Annotated in this window: 13 protein-coding genes; 6 read left to right on the top strand and 7 right to left on the bottom strand. The window is 70.1% G+C overall.

The features are described 5' to 3' along the window. Positions 1-48: 48 nt before the first annotated feature. The 3 genes from ACFYLW_RS14770 (at position 49) to ACFYLW_RS14760 (ending at position 2,792) form a co-directional block, all read left to right on the top strand. Positions 49-1,095, top strand: coding sequence for an aspartate-semialdehyde dehydrogenase (locus ACFYLW_RS14770; RefSeq protein ID WP_312064880.1), 1,047 nt, complete (start codon positions 49-51; stop codon positions 1,093-1,095). A gap of 109 nt (positions 1,096-1,204) precedes the next feature. Beyond that, positions 1,205-2,209, top strand: coding sequence for an EamA family transporter RarD (gene rarD / locus ACFYLW_RS14765; protein WP_313471861.1), 1,005 nt, complete (start codon positions 1,205-1,207; stop codon positions 2,207-2,209). A 31-nt stretch (positions 2,210-2,240) separates the two neighbouring features. Continuing rightward, positions 2,241-2,792, top strand: coding sequence for a nuclear transport factor 2 family protein (locus ACFYLW_RS14760; RefSeq protein ID WP_312064884.1), 552 nt, complete (start codon positions 2,241-2,243; stop codon positions 2,790-2,792). A 2-nt stretch (positions 2,793-2,794) separates the two neighbouring features. Here ACFYLW_RS14760 and ACFYLW_RS14755 read toward each other — a convergent pair whose 3' ends face one another. The 3 genes from ACFYLW_RS14755 to ACFYLW_RS14745 all read right to left on the bottom strand — a co-directional run bounded on the left by ACFYLW_RS14755 (position 2,795) and on the right by ACFYLW_RS14745 (position 6,932). Beyond that, positions 2,795-3,940: a serine hydrolase domain-containing protein gene (locus ACFYLW_RS14755; protein WP_312064885.1), complete on the bottom strand. Its 1,146-nt coding sequence runs from the start codon at positions 3,938-3,940 to the stop codon at positions 2,795-2,797. 31 nt (positions 3,941-3,971) lie between these two features. After that, positions 3,972-5,627, bottom strand: coding sequence for a M28 family metallopeptidase (locus tag ACFYLW_RS14750; protein WP_312064886.1), 1,656 nt, complete (start codon positions 5,625-5,627; stop codon positions 3,972-3,974). A 78-nt stretch (positions 5,628-5,705) separates the two neighbouring features. Then, positions 5,706-6,932 (bottom strand): TIGR03862 family flavoprotein, encoded by a 1,227-nt coding sequence (locus ACFYLW_RS14745; RefSeq protein WP_312064887.1) that lies wholly within the window; start codon positions 6,930-6,932, stop codon positions 5,706-5,708. Positions 6,933-6,981: 49 nt separating this feature from the next. Between ACFYLW_RS14745 and greA the strand changes: the two genes are divergently transcribed. Beyond that, a complete protein-coding gene (gene greA, locus ACFYLW_RS14740; protein WP_312064888.1) occupies positions 6,982-7,458 on the top strand; it encodes a transcription elongation factor GreA in 477 nt (158 codons plus the stop codon). Between the two features lie 10 nt (positions 7,459-7,468). Here the strand turns inward: greA and ACFYLW_RS14735 are convergent, their stop codons facing one another. Beyond that, positions 7,469-9,112 (bottom strand): leucyl aminopeptidase, encoded by a 1,644-nt coding sequence (locus ACFYLW_RS14735; protein ID WP_313471860.1) that lies wholly within the window; start codon positions 9,110-9,112, stop codon positions 7,469-7,471. 348 nt (positions 9,113-9,460) lie between these two features. Here ACFYLW_RS14735 and ACFYLW_RS14730 point away from each other — a divergent pair, with 348 nt between their 5' ends. Continuing rightward, on the top strand, positions 9,461-10,405 hold the full coding sequence (locus ACFYLW_RS14730; protein WP_312065107.1) for a LysR substrate-binding domain-containing protein: 945 nt from the start codon (positions 9,461-9,463) through the stop codon (positions 10,403-10,405). Between the two features lie 4 nt (positions 10,406-10,409). On the opposite strand, the gene ACFYLW_RS14725 is transcribed toward ACFYLW_RS14730, so the two are convergent. Together ACFYLW_RS14725 and ACFYLW_RS14720 are read right to left on the bottom strand one after the other, a co-directional pair. Continuing rightward, the gene (locus ACFYLW_RS14725) at positions 10,410-11,264 is read right to left on the bottom strand and encodes an HAD family hydrolase (protein ID WP_313471859.1); all 855 of its coding nucleotides are present in this window, start codon (positions 11,262-11,264) and stop codon (positions 10,410-10,412) included. A 53-nt stretch (positions 11,265-11,317) separates the two neighbouring features. After that, complete coding sequence (locus ACFYLW_RS14720; protein ID WP_312065109.1) at positions 11,318-13,630, bottom strand: ATP-binding protein; 2,313 nt, start codon at positions 13,628-13,630, stop codon at positions 11,318-11,320. A gap of 145 nt (positions 13,631-13,775) precedes the next feature. On the opposite strand from ACFYLW_RS14720, the gene ACFYLW_RS14715 reads away from it, so the two are divergent. Then, positions 13,776-14,195 (top strand): metallopeptidase family protein, encoded by a 420-nt coding sequence (locus tag ACFYLW_RS14715; RefSeq protein WP_312065110.1) that lies wholly within the window; start codon positions 13,776-13,778, stop codon positions 14,193-14,195. Positions 14,196-14,198: 3 nt separating this feature from the next. On the opposite strand, the gene ACFYLW_RS14710 is transcribed toward ACFYLW_RS14715, so the two are convergent. Further along, positions 14,199-15,542: an RsmB/NOP family class I SAM-dependent RNA methyltransferase gene (locus tag ACFYLW_RS14710; RefSeq protein WP_312065111.1), complete on the bottom strand. Its 1,344-nt coding sequence runs from the start codon at positions 15,540-15,542 to the stop codon at positions 14,199-14,201. Positions 15,543-15,551 lie beyond the last annotated feature (9 nt).

Below are 15,551 nucleotides of genomic sequence, written 5' to 3'. Positions count from 1 at the left end.
ATGCAGAACCGCTTTTCTCCCCAACGCCCTTACAAGGATATTTTCATCATGGGCTATCGCGTCGCCATCGTTGGCGCCACCGGCAATGTCGGCCGGGAAATGCTGAACATCATCGAGGAGCTGAACTTCCCGGTCGATAAAATGCATGCGATCGCCTCGCGAAAATCCAAGGGCGTCGAGGTGGCCTTCGGCGACAAGACGCTGAAGTGCGAGGACCTGGAGCAGTTCGACTTCTCGACCGTGGACGTCGTTCTGATGAGCGCCGGCGGCACGGTGTCCAAGGCCTGGTCGGAAAAGATCGGCAAGGCCGGTCCCATCGTCATCGACAACTCCTCGGCCTTCCGCATGGACCCCGACGTGCCGCTGATCGTGCCGGAAGTGAACCCCGACGCGGTCAAGCTGGCGCGCAAGAAGAACATCGTCGCCAACCCCAACTGCTCGACCGCCCAGCTGGTCGTGGCGCTCAAGCCTCTGCATGACGCGGCCAAGGCCAAGCGCGTCGTCGTCTCGACCTATCAATCCGTGTCGGGCGCCGGCAAGGAGGGCATGGACGAGTTGTGGAACCAGACCAAGGCCATCTACGGCCTGGGCGACGCCACGCCCAAGAAGTTCCCCAAGCAGATCGCCTTCAACGTCATCCCCTACATCGGCTCCTTCCGCGACGACGGCTACACCGACGAGGAAGCCAAGATGTGGGACGAGACGCACAAGATGATCGACCCCTCGATCAAGCTGACCGTGACCTGCGTCCGCGTGCCGGTCTTCGTCGGCCACTCCGAAGCCGTGACGGTCGAGTTCGATCGCCCGATCGAGCCGGACGAGGCCCGCGAGATCCTGCGCGAGGCGCCAGGCGTCCTGGTCATCGATAAGCTGGAGCACGACGGCTACATCACCCCCGTCGACGCCGCCGGCGAGCACGCCGTCTATGTCAGCCGCATCCGCAAGGACCCGACCGTCGAGAACGGCCTCAGCTTCTGGGTTGTGTCGGACAATCTGCGCAAGGGCGCGGCCCTGAACGCCGTGCAGATCGCCCAGTTGCTGGACGAGACGGGCGTCATCACCCCGTCCAGCGGCTATCGCAGCCTGACTGTGTAAGAAGGGGCCCCTAACGCCCCGCGCGCGGCGCGGGGCTGCTTGAGGGGGCTTTGTGTTTCTCTTGAAGCCTCCGTCGCGTTGGCGCGGCGGAGGCCGAAAGGTCCGCCCAGTGACCGCGTCCCCCTCTGCCAACTCGTCCGAAGCCCGCGCCGCCCTGATGGCGGGGGTGGGCTGCTATCTGCTGTGGGGTTTCATCCCTCTGGTCTTCCAGCAGATGGCGCATCAGGGCGCCGACGCCTGGGAGATCATGGGCCACCGCGCCGTCTGGGGCGTGCTGTGGGCGCTGCTGCTGGTGCTCATCGCCCGCCAGTGGACCCAGGTCCTCGCGGTCTTCCGTAAACCCAAGGTGCTGGGCTGGCTGGCCCTGTCGGCGGTGCTGATCGCCACCAACTGGACCACCTATGTCGTGGCGGTGAACAACGGGCGGACCCTGGACGCCTCGCTCGGCTACTATCTCAATCCCCTGCTCAACATGGCCGCGGGGGCCTGGCTGTTCCGGGAACGGATCGACCGTTTCGGCGCCGCCGCCATCGGTCTGGCCGCTGTCGGCGTGGTGCTGCAGACCCTGGCGCTTGGCCACGCGCCCTGGGTGTCCCTGTTGCTGGCCTTCAGCTTCGCGGCCTACGGCATTATTCGGAAACGCGTCTCGGTCGACGCCCAGACCGGGCTCTTCATGGAGTGCCTGCTGCTGGCCGCGCCGGGCCTGGCCTGGGTGATCTTCATCGAGGCGACGGGGCAGGGGCATTTCACCGCCTCGCCGGCCGCCACCTTCTGGCTGCTGTTCGCCGGCCCCGCGACCGTCATTCCGCTGGCCCTGTTCGCCTGGGCGGCCCGGCGGATGCCCCTGTCCAGCATGGGCTTCCTGCAGTTCCTGGCCCCGACCATCGTCTTCTTCATCGGCATGATCCAGGGCGAAGCGCTGGGGGCGTTGCGTATCGCCTCCTTCGCCTTCATCTGGCTGGGCGCCGTGGTCTTCGCCGTCGGCGCTGTGCTCAAGGTGCGTCGCGCCAGCCGCACCGCCGAGACCATTGTCGCGCCCGAACCCGGCCTGTTGGACGACCCGGCCGAGGACCGCATGGCGGCTCTGGACGAGGAAGCGCGTCCTTCGCGTTGAGGTCCGAGGTGGTTCCGTCCTAGAAGAGGCGATGATCCGCGCCCGCTCCCTCGCCGTCCTCGCCATGACCTTCGCCCTGGCGACCGGCTCGACCGCCTGCGCCCAGAGCGTCGGCATGCAGGGCGGCGGCGACGAAGTCATCCGCACGGCGCGCAGCGAGGCGCCGGTCTCCAGCGCGCCGCCGGTCGTCGTGCCGACCACGGCCGAGACCTTCGACGCCGTCAGCGACACCCTGGACGCCGCCGCCGAGGCCTGGTCCTCGGGCGACGTCGAAGCGGTCATGGCCACCTATGTCCAGGACGAGCCCCTGCTGGTCTTCCTCGGCGACACCCCGGTGAAGGGACCCGACGCCGTGCGCGCCGCCCTTGAGGCCCGCGCCGCCCAGCCGGGCGGTCTGGGTCAGATGACCTATGAGTGGTTCGAGACCCTGCAGTTCGACGTCAACACCACCGTGGTTTCGGGCCGGGTGCTCATGCGCCGCGAAGGCAAGACCCATCGCGGCCTGTTCACCCGCGTGCTGCGCCGCACCGAGGACGGCTGGCGCATCGTCCACGACCAGCTGGCCTGGGGCGCGGAAGGCTGAACTTACAGCGCGGCGTAAAGCGCCTCGACCAGCCGCGTGGCGCGCGGATCGCCGATCAGGTGCGGCGACTGGCGCGTCATGACATAAGCGGCTGAAACCCCGGTCGCCTGATCCGCGAAGGCCATGGATCCGCCCCAGCCGCAGTGACCCACGGCCTCGGGATTGGGCCCGAAGACGTTCAATCCGGCATTGCGAGTGAAGCCCGCCCCCCAGCTCATGACATAGGGCAGGACCTTGTCCTGGCCGTGGATGCGTTCACGCGTCGCCTGGGTCAGTGTGTCCTGCGACAGGACGGGCAGGTCGTCCAGGGCGCCGCCCGTGGCGATGATCGACATCATCCGCGCCAGATCCTTCGCCGTGGCGTGCAGATTGGCCGAGGGAATTTCCGCCATGCGCCACTCGGTTGAGCCGCGCCCGCCGGGCGCCGAGCCCCGGTCGAGAAAGGCGGCCTTCTTGATCGCGTCGATGGGACCCAAGTCCGGCGCCGCCGCGGGTTTGCGCAGCTGGGCCACGCGGCCGTGCTCGCTCTCGGGCAGCCCGATCCACAGGTCCAGATCGAAGGGCCGGGTGAAGTCCTCGCGCAGGGCCGCGCCCATGCTGCGCCCGTCGATGATGCGGAACAGCTCGCCCGCCAGATAGCCGATGGTGATGGGGTGATAGCCCGAGGCCGTGCCCGGCTCCCAAAGGGGCGTCTGGGCCGCCAGCCTGTCCAGCACCGCCTGGCGGTCGAACCAGATCTCGGGCTCGACCCCGCCGTCGAAGCCCGGCAGGCCCGACTGGTGGCTCATCAGCTGGCCGACGGTCAGCCGGTCCTTGCCCGCCGCGCCAAAGGCCGGCCAGTGGTCGGCGACCCGGTCCTCATAGGACAGCAGGCCTTTGTCCACGCAGCGCGCGATCATCAGGGCCATGATCGCCTTGCCGGTCGAGAAGACCGGAACCAGGGTCTCCTCGGTGAAGGCCTGGTTCCCCGCCAGATCGGCCGACCCGGCCCACAGGTCCAGCGCCACTTCGCCGTCGATGGTGACGGAGAAGCGCGCCGCCAGTTCGTTCAGCCCCTCGGGCGCATCGACGAAGTTCGCGGCGAAGGCGTCCTTCACCGCATTGAATCGGGCGGGGCAGAGGCCGTGGATTTCGGGCAAGTCGGTCATGACGGGGGTCTAGCGCGTCAGGCCGTCGCGGTCACGGCTTGCGCGCGGCGGCCGAGGCGTTGCGCGCCGCCTCGAACTCGTCGCCGGGCTTCCACGCGGGCCAGTCGCGCGAGTTGGCCAGGGCGGCGCCGACCTCATAGAGCAGTTGAACATCGGCGGCGGCGGCGTCCATCTTCCACTCGGGCGTCCATTCGTCCGTAGGCTGATGATAGCGGTTGGCGACGTAGTCGCGGCTGGCGGCGTTATGCCCGGTGAAACCGGCGGCGGCGAACAGGGCGGGCACGCCCCGGCGCGCCAGGGGGAAATGGTCCGAGCGATAGAAGGCCCCGGCCTGGGGCGCCGGATCGGGGATCAGGCGGCGCCCTTCGCGTCCGGCGAAGACGGCCAGCCGGTCATCCAGATCATTCTTGCCCGCGCCGATGACAACGATGTTGGGGTCGATCTCGGTGCCCGGCAGCAGGCTGTCCATGTTGATGTTGGCCACCGTCGTCTCCAGCGGCCAGACCGGGTTGGCGGCGTAGTATTCGGCCCCCAGCAGGCCTGTCTCTTCCGCCGCCCAGCTGACGAAGACGGTCGAGCGTTGGGGGCGCGGACCCTCGGCGAACAGGCGGGCCAGTTCCAGCACCGCCGCCACCCCGGTCGCGTTGTCCACGGCGCCGTTATAGATGTCGTCGCCGTTCTTGGGCGTGGCGCGGCCATAGGCGTCCCAGTGGGCGCCGAACATGACCGTCTCGTCCGGGTGGGTCGTACCCGGCAGGCGGGCCAGGACGTTGCGGGTCTGCACCCGGTCGGCCTTCTGGCCGAAGTCGATGGACATGGTGACGCCGTCCAGCGCCACGGGGCGGAAGTCGGGCGTGCGGGCCTGGGCTCTCAGCGCGGCGAAGTCGAGACCGGCGTCCTGGAACAGCTTTTCGGCCACCGCGCCCTGAATCCAGCCCTGGGCGGCGACGCGCTCCTTGTCCGGGTCGGCGCGGACGATGTCGAACTTGGGCGCGGTCGAGGAGTTCTGCAGCGTCGACCAGGGATAGCCCGCGCCCGGCGTGTCATGGATGACCAGGACGCCGGCCGCCCCGTGAGCGGCCGCCTCCTGAAACTTGTAGGTCCAGCGGCCGTAGAAGGTCATGGCCTGACCGTCGAACTTGCCGGCGACGGGATGGCCTTCCGGCGCGCCGAAGTCGGGGTCGTTGACCAGGACCAGCATGATCTTGCCGGTCAGGTCGACGCCCTTGTAGTCGTCCCAACCGCGCTCGGGCGCGTCCACGCCATAGCCGACGAAGACCAGGGGCGCGTCCTTGAGCGCGATGTGGCTGACCGGCCTATCCGAGGAGACGATGACGTCGGTCGCCCGTTGCAGGGCGGTGGTCTGTCCCTTGGCCGTGACGCTGATGGTCGCCGGTCCGTCCTGACTGGTGCGGCTGACCTGAGCGACCTGAACCCATGACCCGTCGGGGCCTCCGGGCTCCAGCCCAAGCGCCTGAAACTGCTGCGTCAGCCATGCGATGGTCTTGTCCTCGCCGGGCGTGACCGGGGCCCGGCCCTCGAATTCGTCCGAGGCCAGAACCCGCGTCGCCTCGCTGAGCCGCAGGGGATCGACGCGGCCAAGCGGGGCCGTCTGGGCCAGAGCCGAGGTCGAGGTCATCAGGACGGCGATCAGGCCAAGAGCGGCGGCGGAACGGGACATTGACATGAAGCGCACTCGGTCAGCGAGAGAAGGCTGACACGCTGCCCCCTCGCGCCCCGCCTGTCGACCCCCGCCCTTGGTCGATCAGCGCGCCTCGAGCCAGTCCACCGCGCCCTGCGCCGCGACCACGCCGGACGCGAACGAGGCCTGCAGCAGATAGCCGCCAGTCGGCGCCTCCCAGTCCAGCATCTCGCCCGCCAGAAAGACGCCGGGGCGCGACTTGAGCATCAGGCGCTCGTCAACGGCGTCCAGCGTGACGCCCCCGGCCGAGGAGATGGCCCGGCTGAGGCCCTGCACCCCGGTCAGGGTCAGGGGCACGCCCTTGATGCGTTCGGCCAGGGCTTCGGGTTCAGTGGGCAAAAGCCCGGCCTCGCGCAGCAGGGCGAGGGCCAAAGGATCGAGGTGGGCGGCCTTCCTCAGCCAGTTGGACAGGCTGTCCTTGCCGCGCGGCCTCGACAGGCGTCGCGTCAGGGCCTCCAGCGACTGGTCGGGGCGCAGGTCGAGGGTCAGCGCGGCCGATCCGTCGCGCACGACGGCGTCACGCAGGTCCGCCGACAGGGCGTAGATTGCTCCGCCCTCGATGCCATAGGCGGCGATCATGGCCTCGCCGCGCACCGCGCGCCCGGCGTGGCTCAAAGCGATCCCTTTCAGCGGCTGACCGGCGAAGCGCTCGCGGAACAGGGGCGACCAGGCGAGGTCGAAGCCGACATTGGCGGGAAGGAAGGGGGCGACGGCGGCGCCGGCCTCTTCCAGAGCCGGAACCCAGGCGGCGTCGGAACCCAGCCTGGCCCAGCTGGCGCCGCCGAGGGCCAGAACCACGGCGTCGGGCCGTTCCAGCCGCTCGCCCTCGGGGGTGTCGAAGCTCAGCGCCCCGTCTTTCCAACCGGTCCAGCGCGAACGGGTGCGGATCTCGACGCCCAGCCCCTCCAGCCGCGCCAGCCAGGCGCGCAGCAGGGGCGAGGCCTTCATGGCCTTGGGGAAGACCCGGCCTGACGAACCGACGAAGGTCGTCTGTCCCAGCCCCTCGACCCAGGCGGTCAGCTCGGCGGGCGAGAAGGCGTCCAGCCAGCCGCTGATCCGCGCCCGCGCCGGGGCGTCGTAGCGATCGAGGAAGGGTGCCAACGCCTCCGAATGGGTCAGGTTCAACCCGCCCCGCCCGGCCATCAGGAACTTGCGCGCGACCGAAGGCATCCGCTCATGCACCGTGACGCGCAGGCCCGCCTGGGCCAGACGCTCGGCCGCCATCAGCCCGGCGGGGCCGGCGCCGATCACGGCGACAGTGAGAGGTGTGGAGGAAGGGGCGTCGGTCATCACGCCTTCCTAGACCGGAACGTCAGCGAACGGCATACGCTCTGTCCTCATGAGCGTCGCCTTCACCCGAGAAGAAGATCTGGAAGCCACGGCCGCCGACCTGGTGGACCGCCCGATCTCGCCCCATCCGAACCATGTCACGCCCGAGGGGCTGGCGATGATCGAGGCCGAGCTGGCCTCGGCGCGCGCCGCCTACACCAAGGCCCAGACTGAAGGCTCGATCGAGGCCGACCGCACCGCCATGGCCCGGGCCACGCGCGACCTGCGCTACTGGTCGGCGCGTCGGGCCTCGGCCCAGTTGCTGGAGACGACGCCGGACGGTCGGGTGCGCTTCGGCGGGGCCGTCACCATCGAGCGCGAGGACGGTCGCACCCAGACCTGGCGCATCGTCGGCGAGGACGAGGCCGATCCGGCCAAGGGCTCGGTCAGCCACGTCTCGCCCCTGGCCCGCGCCCTGATGGGCAGGCGGGTCGGCGACGAGGCCAGCGTGGCGGGCCAGTCGGTCGAAATCGTCGCCGTCGATTGAAGGCGACGGCTTAGAAGCCGCCGGTCCCCTTCTCTTTCGCCACCGGCTGGAAGTCGCGCACGAAGCGTTCCAGCAGGCGCACGCTGAAGCCGGCCGACCCGGCGGGTTTGACGTCGCTGGCGCCGCCATAGGCCATGTTGGCGATGTCCAGATGCGCCCAGGGCGTCTCGGGGCGGGCGAAATAGCCGATGAAGTGAGCCCCCGTGCCCGCCCCCGCGCCGCCTTCGCCGGAGTTCTTGATGTCGGCGATGGTCGAGCTGGTGGCCCCGACATAGGAGGGGTGCAACGGCAGGCGCCACAGGCGCTCGCCGGTCGCGTCGCCTGCGACCCGAAGTTGGTCGGCCAGGGCGTCGTGACGGCTGAACAGACCCGCATAGTCATTGCCCAGGGCGCCGCCGACCGAGCCCGTCAGGGTGGCCACGTCCACGATGGCGGCAGGGTTCAGACGGGTGTCAGCCCAGACCACGGCGTCGGCCAGGACCAGACGCCCCTCGGCGTCGGTCGAGATGACCTCGATGGTCTTGCCGTTCATGGCGGTCAGGACGTCGCCGGGCCGGATGGCGTTCCCGTCGGGCATGTTTTCGGCCAGGGCGGCGACGGCGGCCACATCGACCGGCGCGCCTGCCTTGGCCAGGGCCAGGACGGCCCCGACGACGCTGGCGGCGCCCGACATATCCATCTTCATATTGCCCATGTTGGCGCCCGGCTTGATCGAGATGCCGCCGGAATCGAAGGTGATGCCCTTGCCCAGCAGGGCGACGGGTCCGGCGTCGGGCGCGCCCTGTCCCTTGTAGCGCACCACCAGCAGGCGCGGCGGGCGCGCGGAGCCCTGGCCGACGCCGAGCAGCGAGCCCATGCCGAGGCGCTGCATGGCGGGCACGTCCAGCACCTCGATCTCCACGCCGGGCACGCCGGCGAAGGCGGCGCGGGCGCGCTCCACGAAGCTTTCGGGGTAGATGACGTTGGCGGGCTCGTTGGAGATGTCGCGGGTCCAGGCCATGGCCTCGACCAGAGCCGCGCCACGGCGGTAGGCGGCCTGGGCAACAGCAGGGTCAGCGGCGATCAGCGTGATCCCGCCCGGCGCGGCCGCGTCGCGGCCGGTGGTGCGGTGCAGGTCGGACCGGTACTGGCCGAGGCCGAGGCCCGCAGCCAGTTCGGCGGCGCTGTCGGCGGACAGGCCGCCGGTCAGGACGGTCATCGCGCCGGGCTGGGCCATCAGGGCGCGGCCAGCGACGGTTCCGGCGGTCTGGACCTCGGCGGTCCTGGCGTCGACGGGCAGGCCCACGACCAGGATGCGGTCCCAGCCTCCGACGCCGTGCAGGCTGAGCGTCTGACGCGCCTTGTAGTCGAAGCGGGCGGCGGTCAGGGCGGCGGCGATCGCCTGACGCACGGCGGGCGTCAGGGCCGCGCCGCGCGTGGCGAGGTCACCCTCGGCGCCGAGCGGCAGAACCAGAGCGCCCGAGGGCTCGCCCGGCGCGGCGGCGAAGGTCACGGCGCGCTGCACGGCAGGGGCGGCGCGCGGCGTCAGAGCGGCGGGCGTTTCCGTCGCGGCGGCGCGGCGCGATTGCGCCTCGGCGGGCATGGCGACGGTCAGGCTAACGGCCGCCAAAGCGGCGGCGGCGGCAAAGGTCGAAAAATTGGCAGTGCGGCGCATCGGTCGGAGCCCCCTCGGTGTCGATGAAGGGGCTCTTATGGCCAGGGTCGCCGGAGCGGCGCAAACCGTTCCGGCGAGGGAGCGGCTGTCCGCGACGCCGTGTCGCGGCGCGGACAAGGGCTCAGCAGGCGGCGCGGCGAGGACGCAGCGTCGGCGCGGGTTTGGCGGCGAGCTGGGTCGCTGCAGACTTGCGGGCCTCCAGCAGAGCGCCGATCCAACCCCACGCGGGTTCCTTATGAGTGCGATACATTTCTTCCATCGGTCGTCCTCCTTTCGCGTGTTGAAAATATGAGGTTGACGGGCGACGTTCACAAACGAGACAACAGGCCTCACCCATAAGGCTTGCTTATGATCGACATCCTGGCCCGCATTCCCGTCGACGCCCTGAGGGTATTCGAGACCGCCGCGCGCCTGCTCAGCTTCACCCGGGCTGCCGAGGCTTTGGGCATGACGCAGGCGGCGGTCAGCTGGCGTATTCGCGATCTGGAACAGAGGCTGGACCGGCCCCTGTTCGTGCGCGGCACGCGGCAGGTGTCGCTGACGCCGGAGGGGGAACGACTGGCCACGGCGGCGATCGAGGCCATGACCCTGTTGCGGCGCGCCGTCGCCGATGTGGTCGAGGCCGATCAGGGCGTGCTGGCCATCACGACGCTGCAGACCCTGGCGACCCAGTGGCTGGCGACGCGGCTGGGGTCCTTCCAGCTGGACAACCCCGATCTGGCGGTGCGGGTGGACACCAGCCCGACCCTGTCCATGCTGGGCGCCGACGGCCTGGACGTGGCGCTGCGCTTCGGTTCGGGCCAGTGGCCGGGGCTGGAGAGCCGCTTTCTGATGCCCGCCGTCTTCACCCCCCTGTGCAGCCCGGCCATGCGCGACCGGCTGGACCTGCAGACCCCCGCCGACCTGAAGCGGGCCCATCTGGTCGGCGAGCCGCGCGAATGGGCCGCCTGGTTCGCCGCCGCCGAGGTCTCGCCCGCCGACACGGCCCCGCCGCCGCGTCTGACGGCCGATAATCAGGCCATGGAGGTGGCGGCGGCCCTGGGCGATCAGGGCGTGGCCCTGGGCTCGCCCATCCTCTATGCGCGCGAGATCGAACGCGGCCTGCTGGTCCGGCCCTTCGAGCAGACGGTGGCCTTGGCCGAGGGCTACTGGATCTGCTACCCGCCCGCGCGCCGCCTGACCCCCAAGATCGCCCGCTTCCGCGACTGGCTGCTGGACACCGCCCGCGCCGACCCGGCGGTGGTCGCGGGCGCGCGACTGGCCAGACGCGAAGTCGGGCAGGTCGGCGGATAGGTCCTCAGTCCGCCGGCATCCGCCCGTAGTTGACGGCGATGCGGCCGATCAGACCCTTGACGATCAGGTCGACGGGCGTGCCCTCGCGATAGTCGCCCTCGGCGACGAAGTTGACTCGGTCTTCCGAGATCAGGCGGTGGATCTTGTTGTGGTCGCGCGGAGTGTTGTCGGGATCATAGACGGCGATGGAGAAGCCGCCCTTGGTGTGCATCATCTTCATGGTCGGGACGTCGGTGTCGCCGTCGCCGAGGAAGATCATCCGGTCGAACGGAATCGGGCGTTCCTCGTCGGGGATGAAGCGGTTGATGCGCTCGTCGTCCCAGTGGTTGTGCACGCCCTTGTTGATGCGGAACAGGTACTGGGTCTTGGTGGTGTAGTTGACGCCGACGGCGGGCCAGACCGCCACCTCGTTTTCGTCATAGGCGTATTTCGAGGCGAAGACGTGGGTGAAGGCCTCGGCGATGGGGCAGCCCTGGATCATCTCCTCCAGCCCCGCCGAGATGATGTAGTGCTCGATCTCCAGGCCATATTGAGCGCCGAACTCGTTCATGCGGTCGAACCAGCTGCCGTCGCGCAAACCCTCGAACAGGGCCACGTCGCGGCCGTGGTCGCGCAGTGTCTGGCGTGTGACGGGATTGCCCTGTTCGCGCGCCGCCAGCAGCATCATCTGCATGTACATCAGGATGCCGTCGCCGTCGGAGGCGATGGTCCGGGGACGGACGGTCTCGTTCCAGAACTGGGCCGGCGTCATCCCGATCGAGGGAATGAAGCTGACCTCCTGCATATTGCCCCGCGCCAGGGTCCCGTCGAAATCATAGATGATGGCGGTCTTGAGCAGGGGGCGGGTCGTGTCGGCCATGGGGGCGTCCTAGAGGGCTTGGACAGGCCCTCTAGCACGACATGGACGAAACATCAGCCCAACAGCAGTTCCGGGGCCGCCGTCGGCGCTGTGGCCTCGACCGGCAGGTGCAGGATGAAGGCCGCGCCCTTGCCCGGCTCGGACTGAACCTCGGCCCAGCCACCGTGCAGCTCGACGAGGGCCTTGACCAGGGCCAGGGCCACGCCCGGCCCGCCGCGCTCACGCCGGACGAAGCGGTCGAAGACGTGGGCCTGCAGGTGATAGGGAATGCCGCGACCGGTGTCCTCGACGCGGATGCGGACCTCGCCCGATCCGACCTCGGCCGTCAGGGTCACGGCCCCGCCCTCCGACACGGCGCGACAGGCGTTCGCCAGCAGGTGATCGACGGCCTGGGCGATGCGACGGGCGTCGGCGCGGATCGGCTTGAGGCGGGGCGGGCAGGCGACGGTCAGGACGGCGCCTCGGCCCTCGACCTTGCCGCGCACCTTTTCGGCGCAGGCTTCCAGCAGGTCGCAGACGCGCATGTCGCCCAGCGCCAGCTCCATCTCGCCGGCGTCGATCTGGGCCATGTCCAGAACGTCGTCGATGGAGCGGGCCAGATGGCTGGCGGCGACGCGGATGGCCCCGGCGTGCTGGCGGCTGCGCTCAGGCAGGTCGCCCATGGCCTCCAGCAGCTCGGAATAGCCGACGATGGTGGTCAGCGGGGTGCGCAGCTCATAGGAGACGCTGCCGACGAACTCGCGCTTCAGCGCCTGGCTTTCGGCGAGCGCCGCTTCCTTGGCGGCCAGGGCCTGTTCCAGTTCGCGCCGGGCGGTGACGTCGGAGAAGGCCACCAGGGTGGCGCCGTCGGGCAGCGGACGGGTCTGCCAGGCCACCACCCGTCCGTCATCGGTGCGCGCCTCGCCCGAGATCGGCACGCGGCTTTCGGGGTCCGGATCCGCCACCCGCGCCTTGAGCCCCAGCCACAGGGCGGCGTCGTCCAGCACAGGCCGGCACAAGGCGGCCACGGCGTCGAACTCTCCGGCTTCGGCCAACTTTTCGGCGGACACGCCCCAGAAGATCTCGAAGGCGTCGTTGTGCAGCCTCAGCCTTCCGTCCGAACCGAAGACCGCGACCGCGTCGTTCAGCTTGTCCAGGGTGGCCGTCTGGACCTGGATCTGGGCGTTGTAGCGACTGCGCAGTTGCAGCTCGTCAGTGATATCCGAGAAGATCAGCAGGATGCCGCCCAGGGGGTGAGGCTGACGAACGACCCGCAGCGTCCGCCCATCGGGCAGAGACCAGCTGTCATCCGGCGCGGCCTGGGCGGCGCCGTAGAACTCCAGTTCCTGAGCCTTCCACCCCGCATAGTCGATGACCTCGGGCAGCTGGCGCTTCTGGCGCAGGCGGTCCAGCAGCTCGGCATGGGTCGGGCGCTCGTCCAGCCAGGCTGGGTCGATGTTGAACAGTTGCTGGAAGGCGGTGTTGTGGAAGGCCAGCCGCTTGGCCGGGCCGAAGATGGCCACGGCGTCGGCCAGGTGGTTCAGGGTCTCGTCATGGGCCTCGACGTGACGGCGCAGGTTGTCGCGCGTTTCCTCGGCCTCGGTCATGTCTATCGCGAAGGCGATGACGGCGCCGCGCCCGCCCGCCAAAGGCTCGGCCAGGATGCGCCAGGCCTTGCGGCGACCGTCGGACGACACCCAGCGGAAGCCTTCCTGGCGGGCGTTCAGACGCGACGCCTCGGCCACCACGACATCGGCGCCTCGGTCGAAGCTGAGGCCGGCTTCGTGCGCCTCGGCCAGGGTTTCGGCCCGGACTTCCGTCAGCCAGGCCTTGTTGGCCCAGATCAGCTGTCCCGCCCCGTCGACCACCCAGGTCGGGGCGGGCGAGGCCTCGGCCAGGGCGCCCAGACCGGCGTCAGCCGCCGTCTCGGCCCCGCCCAGCTTCGACAGCCGCAGCCAGGCCGACCCGCCCAGAGCGCGGCCCTCGACCGCCCAGGCGCCATCGGCGGATTCCAGCAGGGTCTCGAACGGTTCGCCGCGATGGACCAGCCCCTCCATGTGCCCCGTGTGGGTCTCCGTCAGTGCACGAACGATGACTTCAGCCGCCTCGACGCCCTGACGGCCTGGAGCGAGAACCGCCAGGGCTTCGGGGGCGCCGAACACCGACTGGGCCGCGCCCTCGGGCGTCAGGGCCAGCCGCACGTCGTCGAAGACGTTGAGGGCGCCCTCGCAGGCGGCGGCGTGGGCGCGCTCGCTCGCCAGCCAGACCTCGACCTCCGCCTCGCGCGCGCCCAGGCGCTTGCGCAGCCGCCAGGCCCAGGCGCTGATCGCCAGCGCCAGGCCCGCCGCGCCCGCAGTGGCCACATAGGCGATGTCGGCCTCGGCCATCCTGTCCCCGGAAAATTCGTCGAACGAAGCAGCAGCGCCCTCGAAGGCGCCGACCGATTCGCGTTTACCATACCCTGATTGCGCGATTTGCGATGCGGCGAGACGACGGATTGCAGCCTGCCCCGGCGCGAGCGATATCCCAACCATGACCCAGACCCCGAACCCGTCGTGGAACGATCAGTCCGCCCCCTCACTCGACGACTTCGCGCGCCTGGCAGAGGCCGCCTTCGCCGCACTGCCCGAAATGTTCCGCCAGGCGGCGGGCGAGGTGGTCATTCGCGTCGACGACTTCGCCGACGAAGGCGCCTTGGCGGATCTTGAGATCGAGGACCCGTTCGAGCTGACCGGCCTCTATTCCGGGGTCCACATCGGCGAGCGCGACGCCATGGGTCCCGCGGCCGAACCATCGCGCATCTTTCTCTATCGTCGCCCCATCCTCGACGAATGGTGCGAGCGCGGCGACGTCGGCCTGGCCGAGATCATCGCCCACGTCCTGATCCACGAAATCGGCCACCACCTCGGCCTCGACGACGACCAGATCCACGCCATCGAGGACGAGGACTGAGGCCTAGTCGGCGATCCGCTCCAGGCGGGCGGCGAAGAAGCCGTCCACGCCGCCGCGTTCGGCCCATTGCGAGGGCAGGATGCGCAGCCAGCCTTCGGCCGTCAGGGCTTCGTCGGGGGCGCCGATCTCAGTCGGAACGGCGGCGACCGTGCGGAAGGCCGGGTTACGGCGCAGGAAGGCGATGACCTGGGTCTCGCCCTCTTCGCGTTCCAGCGAGCAGACGCAATAGACCAGACGGCCGCCCGGCTTCACCTTGTCGGCGGCCACGTCCAGCAGGCGATGCTGCACGTCGGCCAGCTTGGCGACCTCGGCGGGGCGGGTGGCGCGCAGGACTTCCGGATTGCGGCGATAGGTGCCGGTGGCGGTGCAGGGCGCGTCCAGCAGCACGGCGTCGAAGGTGCGCTCATCCTCCCAGTCCTCGACGGGGACGGCCACGACCTCGACCGGCAGGCCGGTGCGATCGAAGTTCTGACGCAGGCGCTTCAGGCGGGCGGGCGAGCGGTCCACGGCCACGACCTGGGCGCCGGCGGCGGCCAGTTGCAGGGTCTTGCCGCCGGGGGCGGCGCACATGTCCAGAACGGTCTCGCCGGGCTTGGCGCCCAGCAGGCGGGCAGGGACAGCGGCGGCGGCGTCCTGGACCCACCAGTCGCCGGCTTCGAAGCCGGGCCAGCCGGCCACGTCGCCGCGCTTGCCGGTGCGGACCGTCCCGCCGGGCAGGACCTCGCCCTCGACGTCCTGGGCCAGGGCGGCCAGATCGACCGAAGGCTTGGCGCTGAGGTCGGTGGCGGGCTCCTCCCGGGTAGCCAAAGCGAGCCCAATCAGATTGGCTTCGCCGTAGGTCGCCTTCCAGCGCGCCGCCAGCCAGTCGGGCAGGTTGGATTCAGCCGTGGTCAGGCCCGGCCCGTCGCGGTCGACGCCGCGCAGGACGGCGTTGACGAGGTTCTTGTAGGGCCGGGTCTTGGCGTCGCGCTCGGCCAGTTTCACGGCGGTCGAGACGGCGGCGAAGGCCGGCGTGCCCAGGACCAGGGTCTGGGCCAGGGCGACGCGCAGGATGGTGCGCACCGGGGCCGGGGGCGCCTTCTGCAGGCGGCGGTCCAGGATCTGGTCGATCTCGCCCAGACGGCGCAGGGCGGCCATGGCCACGGCGCGGGCGAATGCGCGGTCGGGACCGGCCAGGTCCTTGGCCGGGGACTGGCCGAGGGCCTCATCCAGACCCGTGCGCTTCTCCAGCGCGGCGTTCAGCAGGATGCCGGCGACGAGACGCGCCTCCACCCCGATGTCGGCGTGGGGGTCGTCGGCGACCACCTCGGGCTTGGCCTCACGGCGCGGACGCGACTTTTCAGCCATGCGACGACC

This window comes from Brevundimonas sp. NPDC007368 (assembly GCF_042869015.1).
GTDB lineage: Bacteria > Pseudomonadota > Alphaproteobacteria > Caulobacterales > Caulobacteraceae > Brevundimonas.
Note: the sequence above shows the minus strand (reverse complement) of the source record. Positions and strands in the feature narration are given on the sequence as shown.

Bases quoted from the DNA above. Each gene is read 5' to 3' on its own strand.
- ACFYLW_RS14745 (WP_312064887.1), bottom strand. From the start codon at position 6,932: ATGACCGACGCCCCTTCCTCCACACCTCTCACTGTCGCCGTGATCGGC.
- ACFYLW_RS14750 (WP_312064886.1), bottom strand. From the start codon at position 5,627: ATGTCAATGTCCCGTTCCGCCGCCGCTCTTGGCCTGATCGCCGTCCTG.
- ACFYLW_RS14760 (WP_312064884.1), top strand. From the start codon at position 2,241: ATGATCCGCGCCCGCTCCCTCGCCGTCCTCGCCATGACCTTCGCCCTG.
- ACFYLW_RS14735 (WP_313471860.1), bottom strand. From the start codon at position 9,112: ATGCGCCGCACTGCCAATTTTTCGACCTTTGCCGCCGCCGCCGCTTTG.
- ACFYLW_RS14720 (WP_312065109.1), bottom strand. From the start codon at position 13,630: ATGGCCGAGGCCGACATCGCCTATGTGGCCACTGCGGGCGCGGCGGGC.
- ACFYLW_RS14770 (WP_312064880.1), top strand. From the start codon at position 49: ATGGGCTATCGCGTCGCCATCGTTGGCGCCACCGGCAATGTCGGCCGG.
- ACFYLW_RS14755 (WP_312064885.1), bottom strand. From the start codon at position 3,940: ATGACCGACTTGCCCGAAATCCACGGCCTCTGCCCCGCCCGATTCAAT.
- greA (WP_312064888.1), top strand. From the start codon at position 6,982: ATGAGCGTCGCCTTCACCCGAGAAGAAGATCTGGAAGCCACGGCCGCC.
- ACFYLW_RS14715 (WP_312065110.1), top strand. From the start codon at position 13,776: ATGACCCAGACCCCGAACCCGTCGTGGAACGATCAGTCCGCCCCCTCA.
- ACFYLW_RS14725 (WP_313471859.1), bottom strand. From the start codon at position 11,264: ATGGCCGACACGACCCGCCCCCTGCTCAAGACCGCCATCATCTATGAT.
- ACFYLW_RS14730 (WP_312065107.1), top strand. From the start codon at position 9,461: ATGATCGACATCCTGGCCCGCATTCCCGTCGACGCCCTGAGGGTATTC.
- ACFYLW_RS14710 (WP_312065111.1), bottom strand. From the start codon at position 15,542: ATGGCTGAAAAGTCGCGTCCGCGCCGTGAGGCCAAGCCCGAGGTGGTC.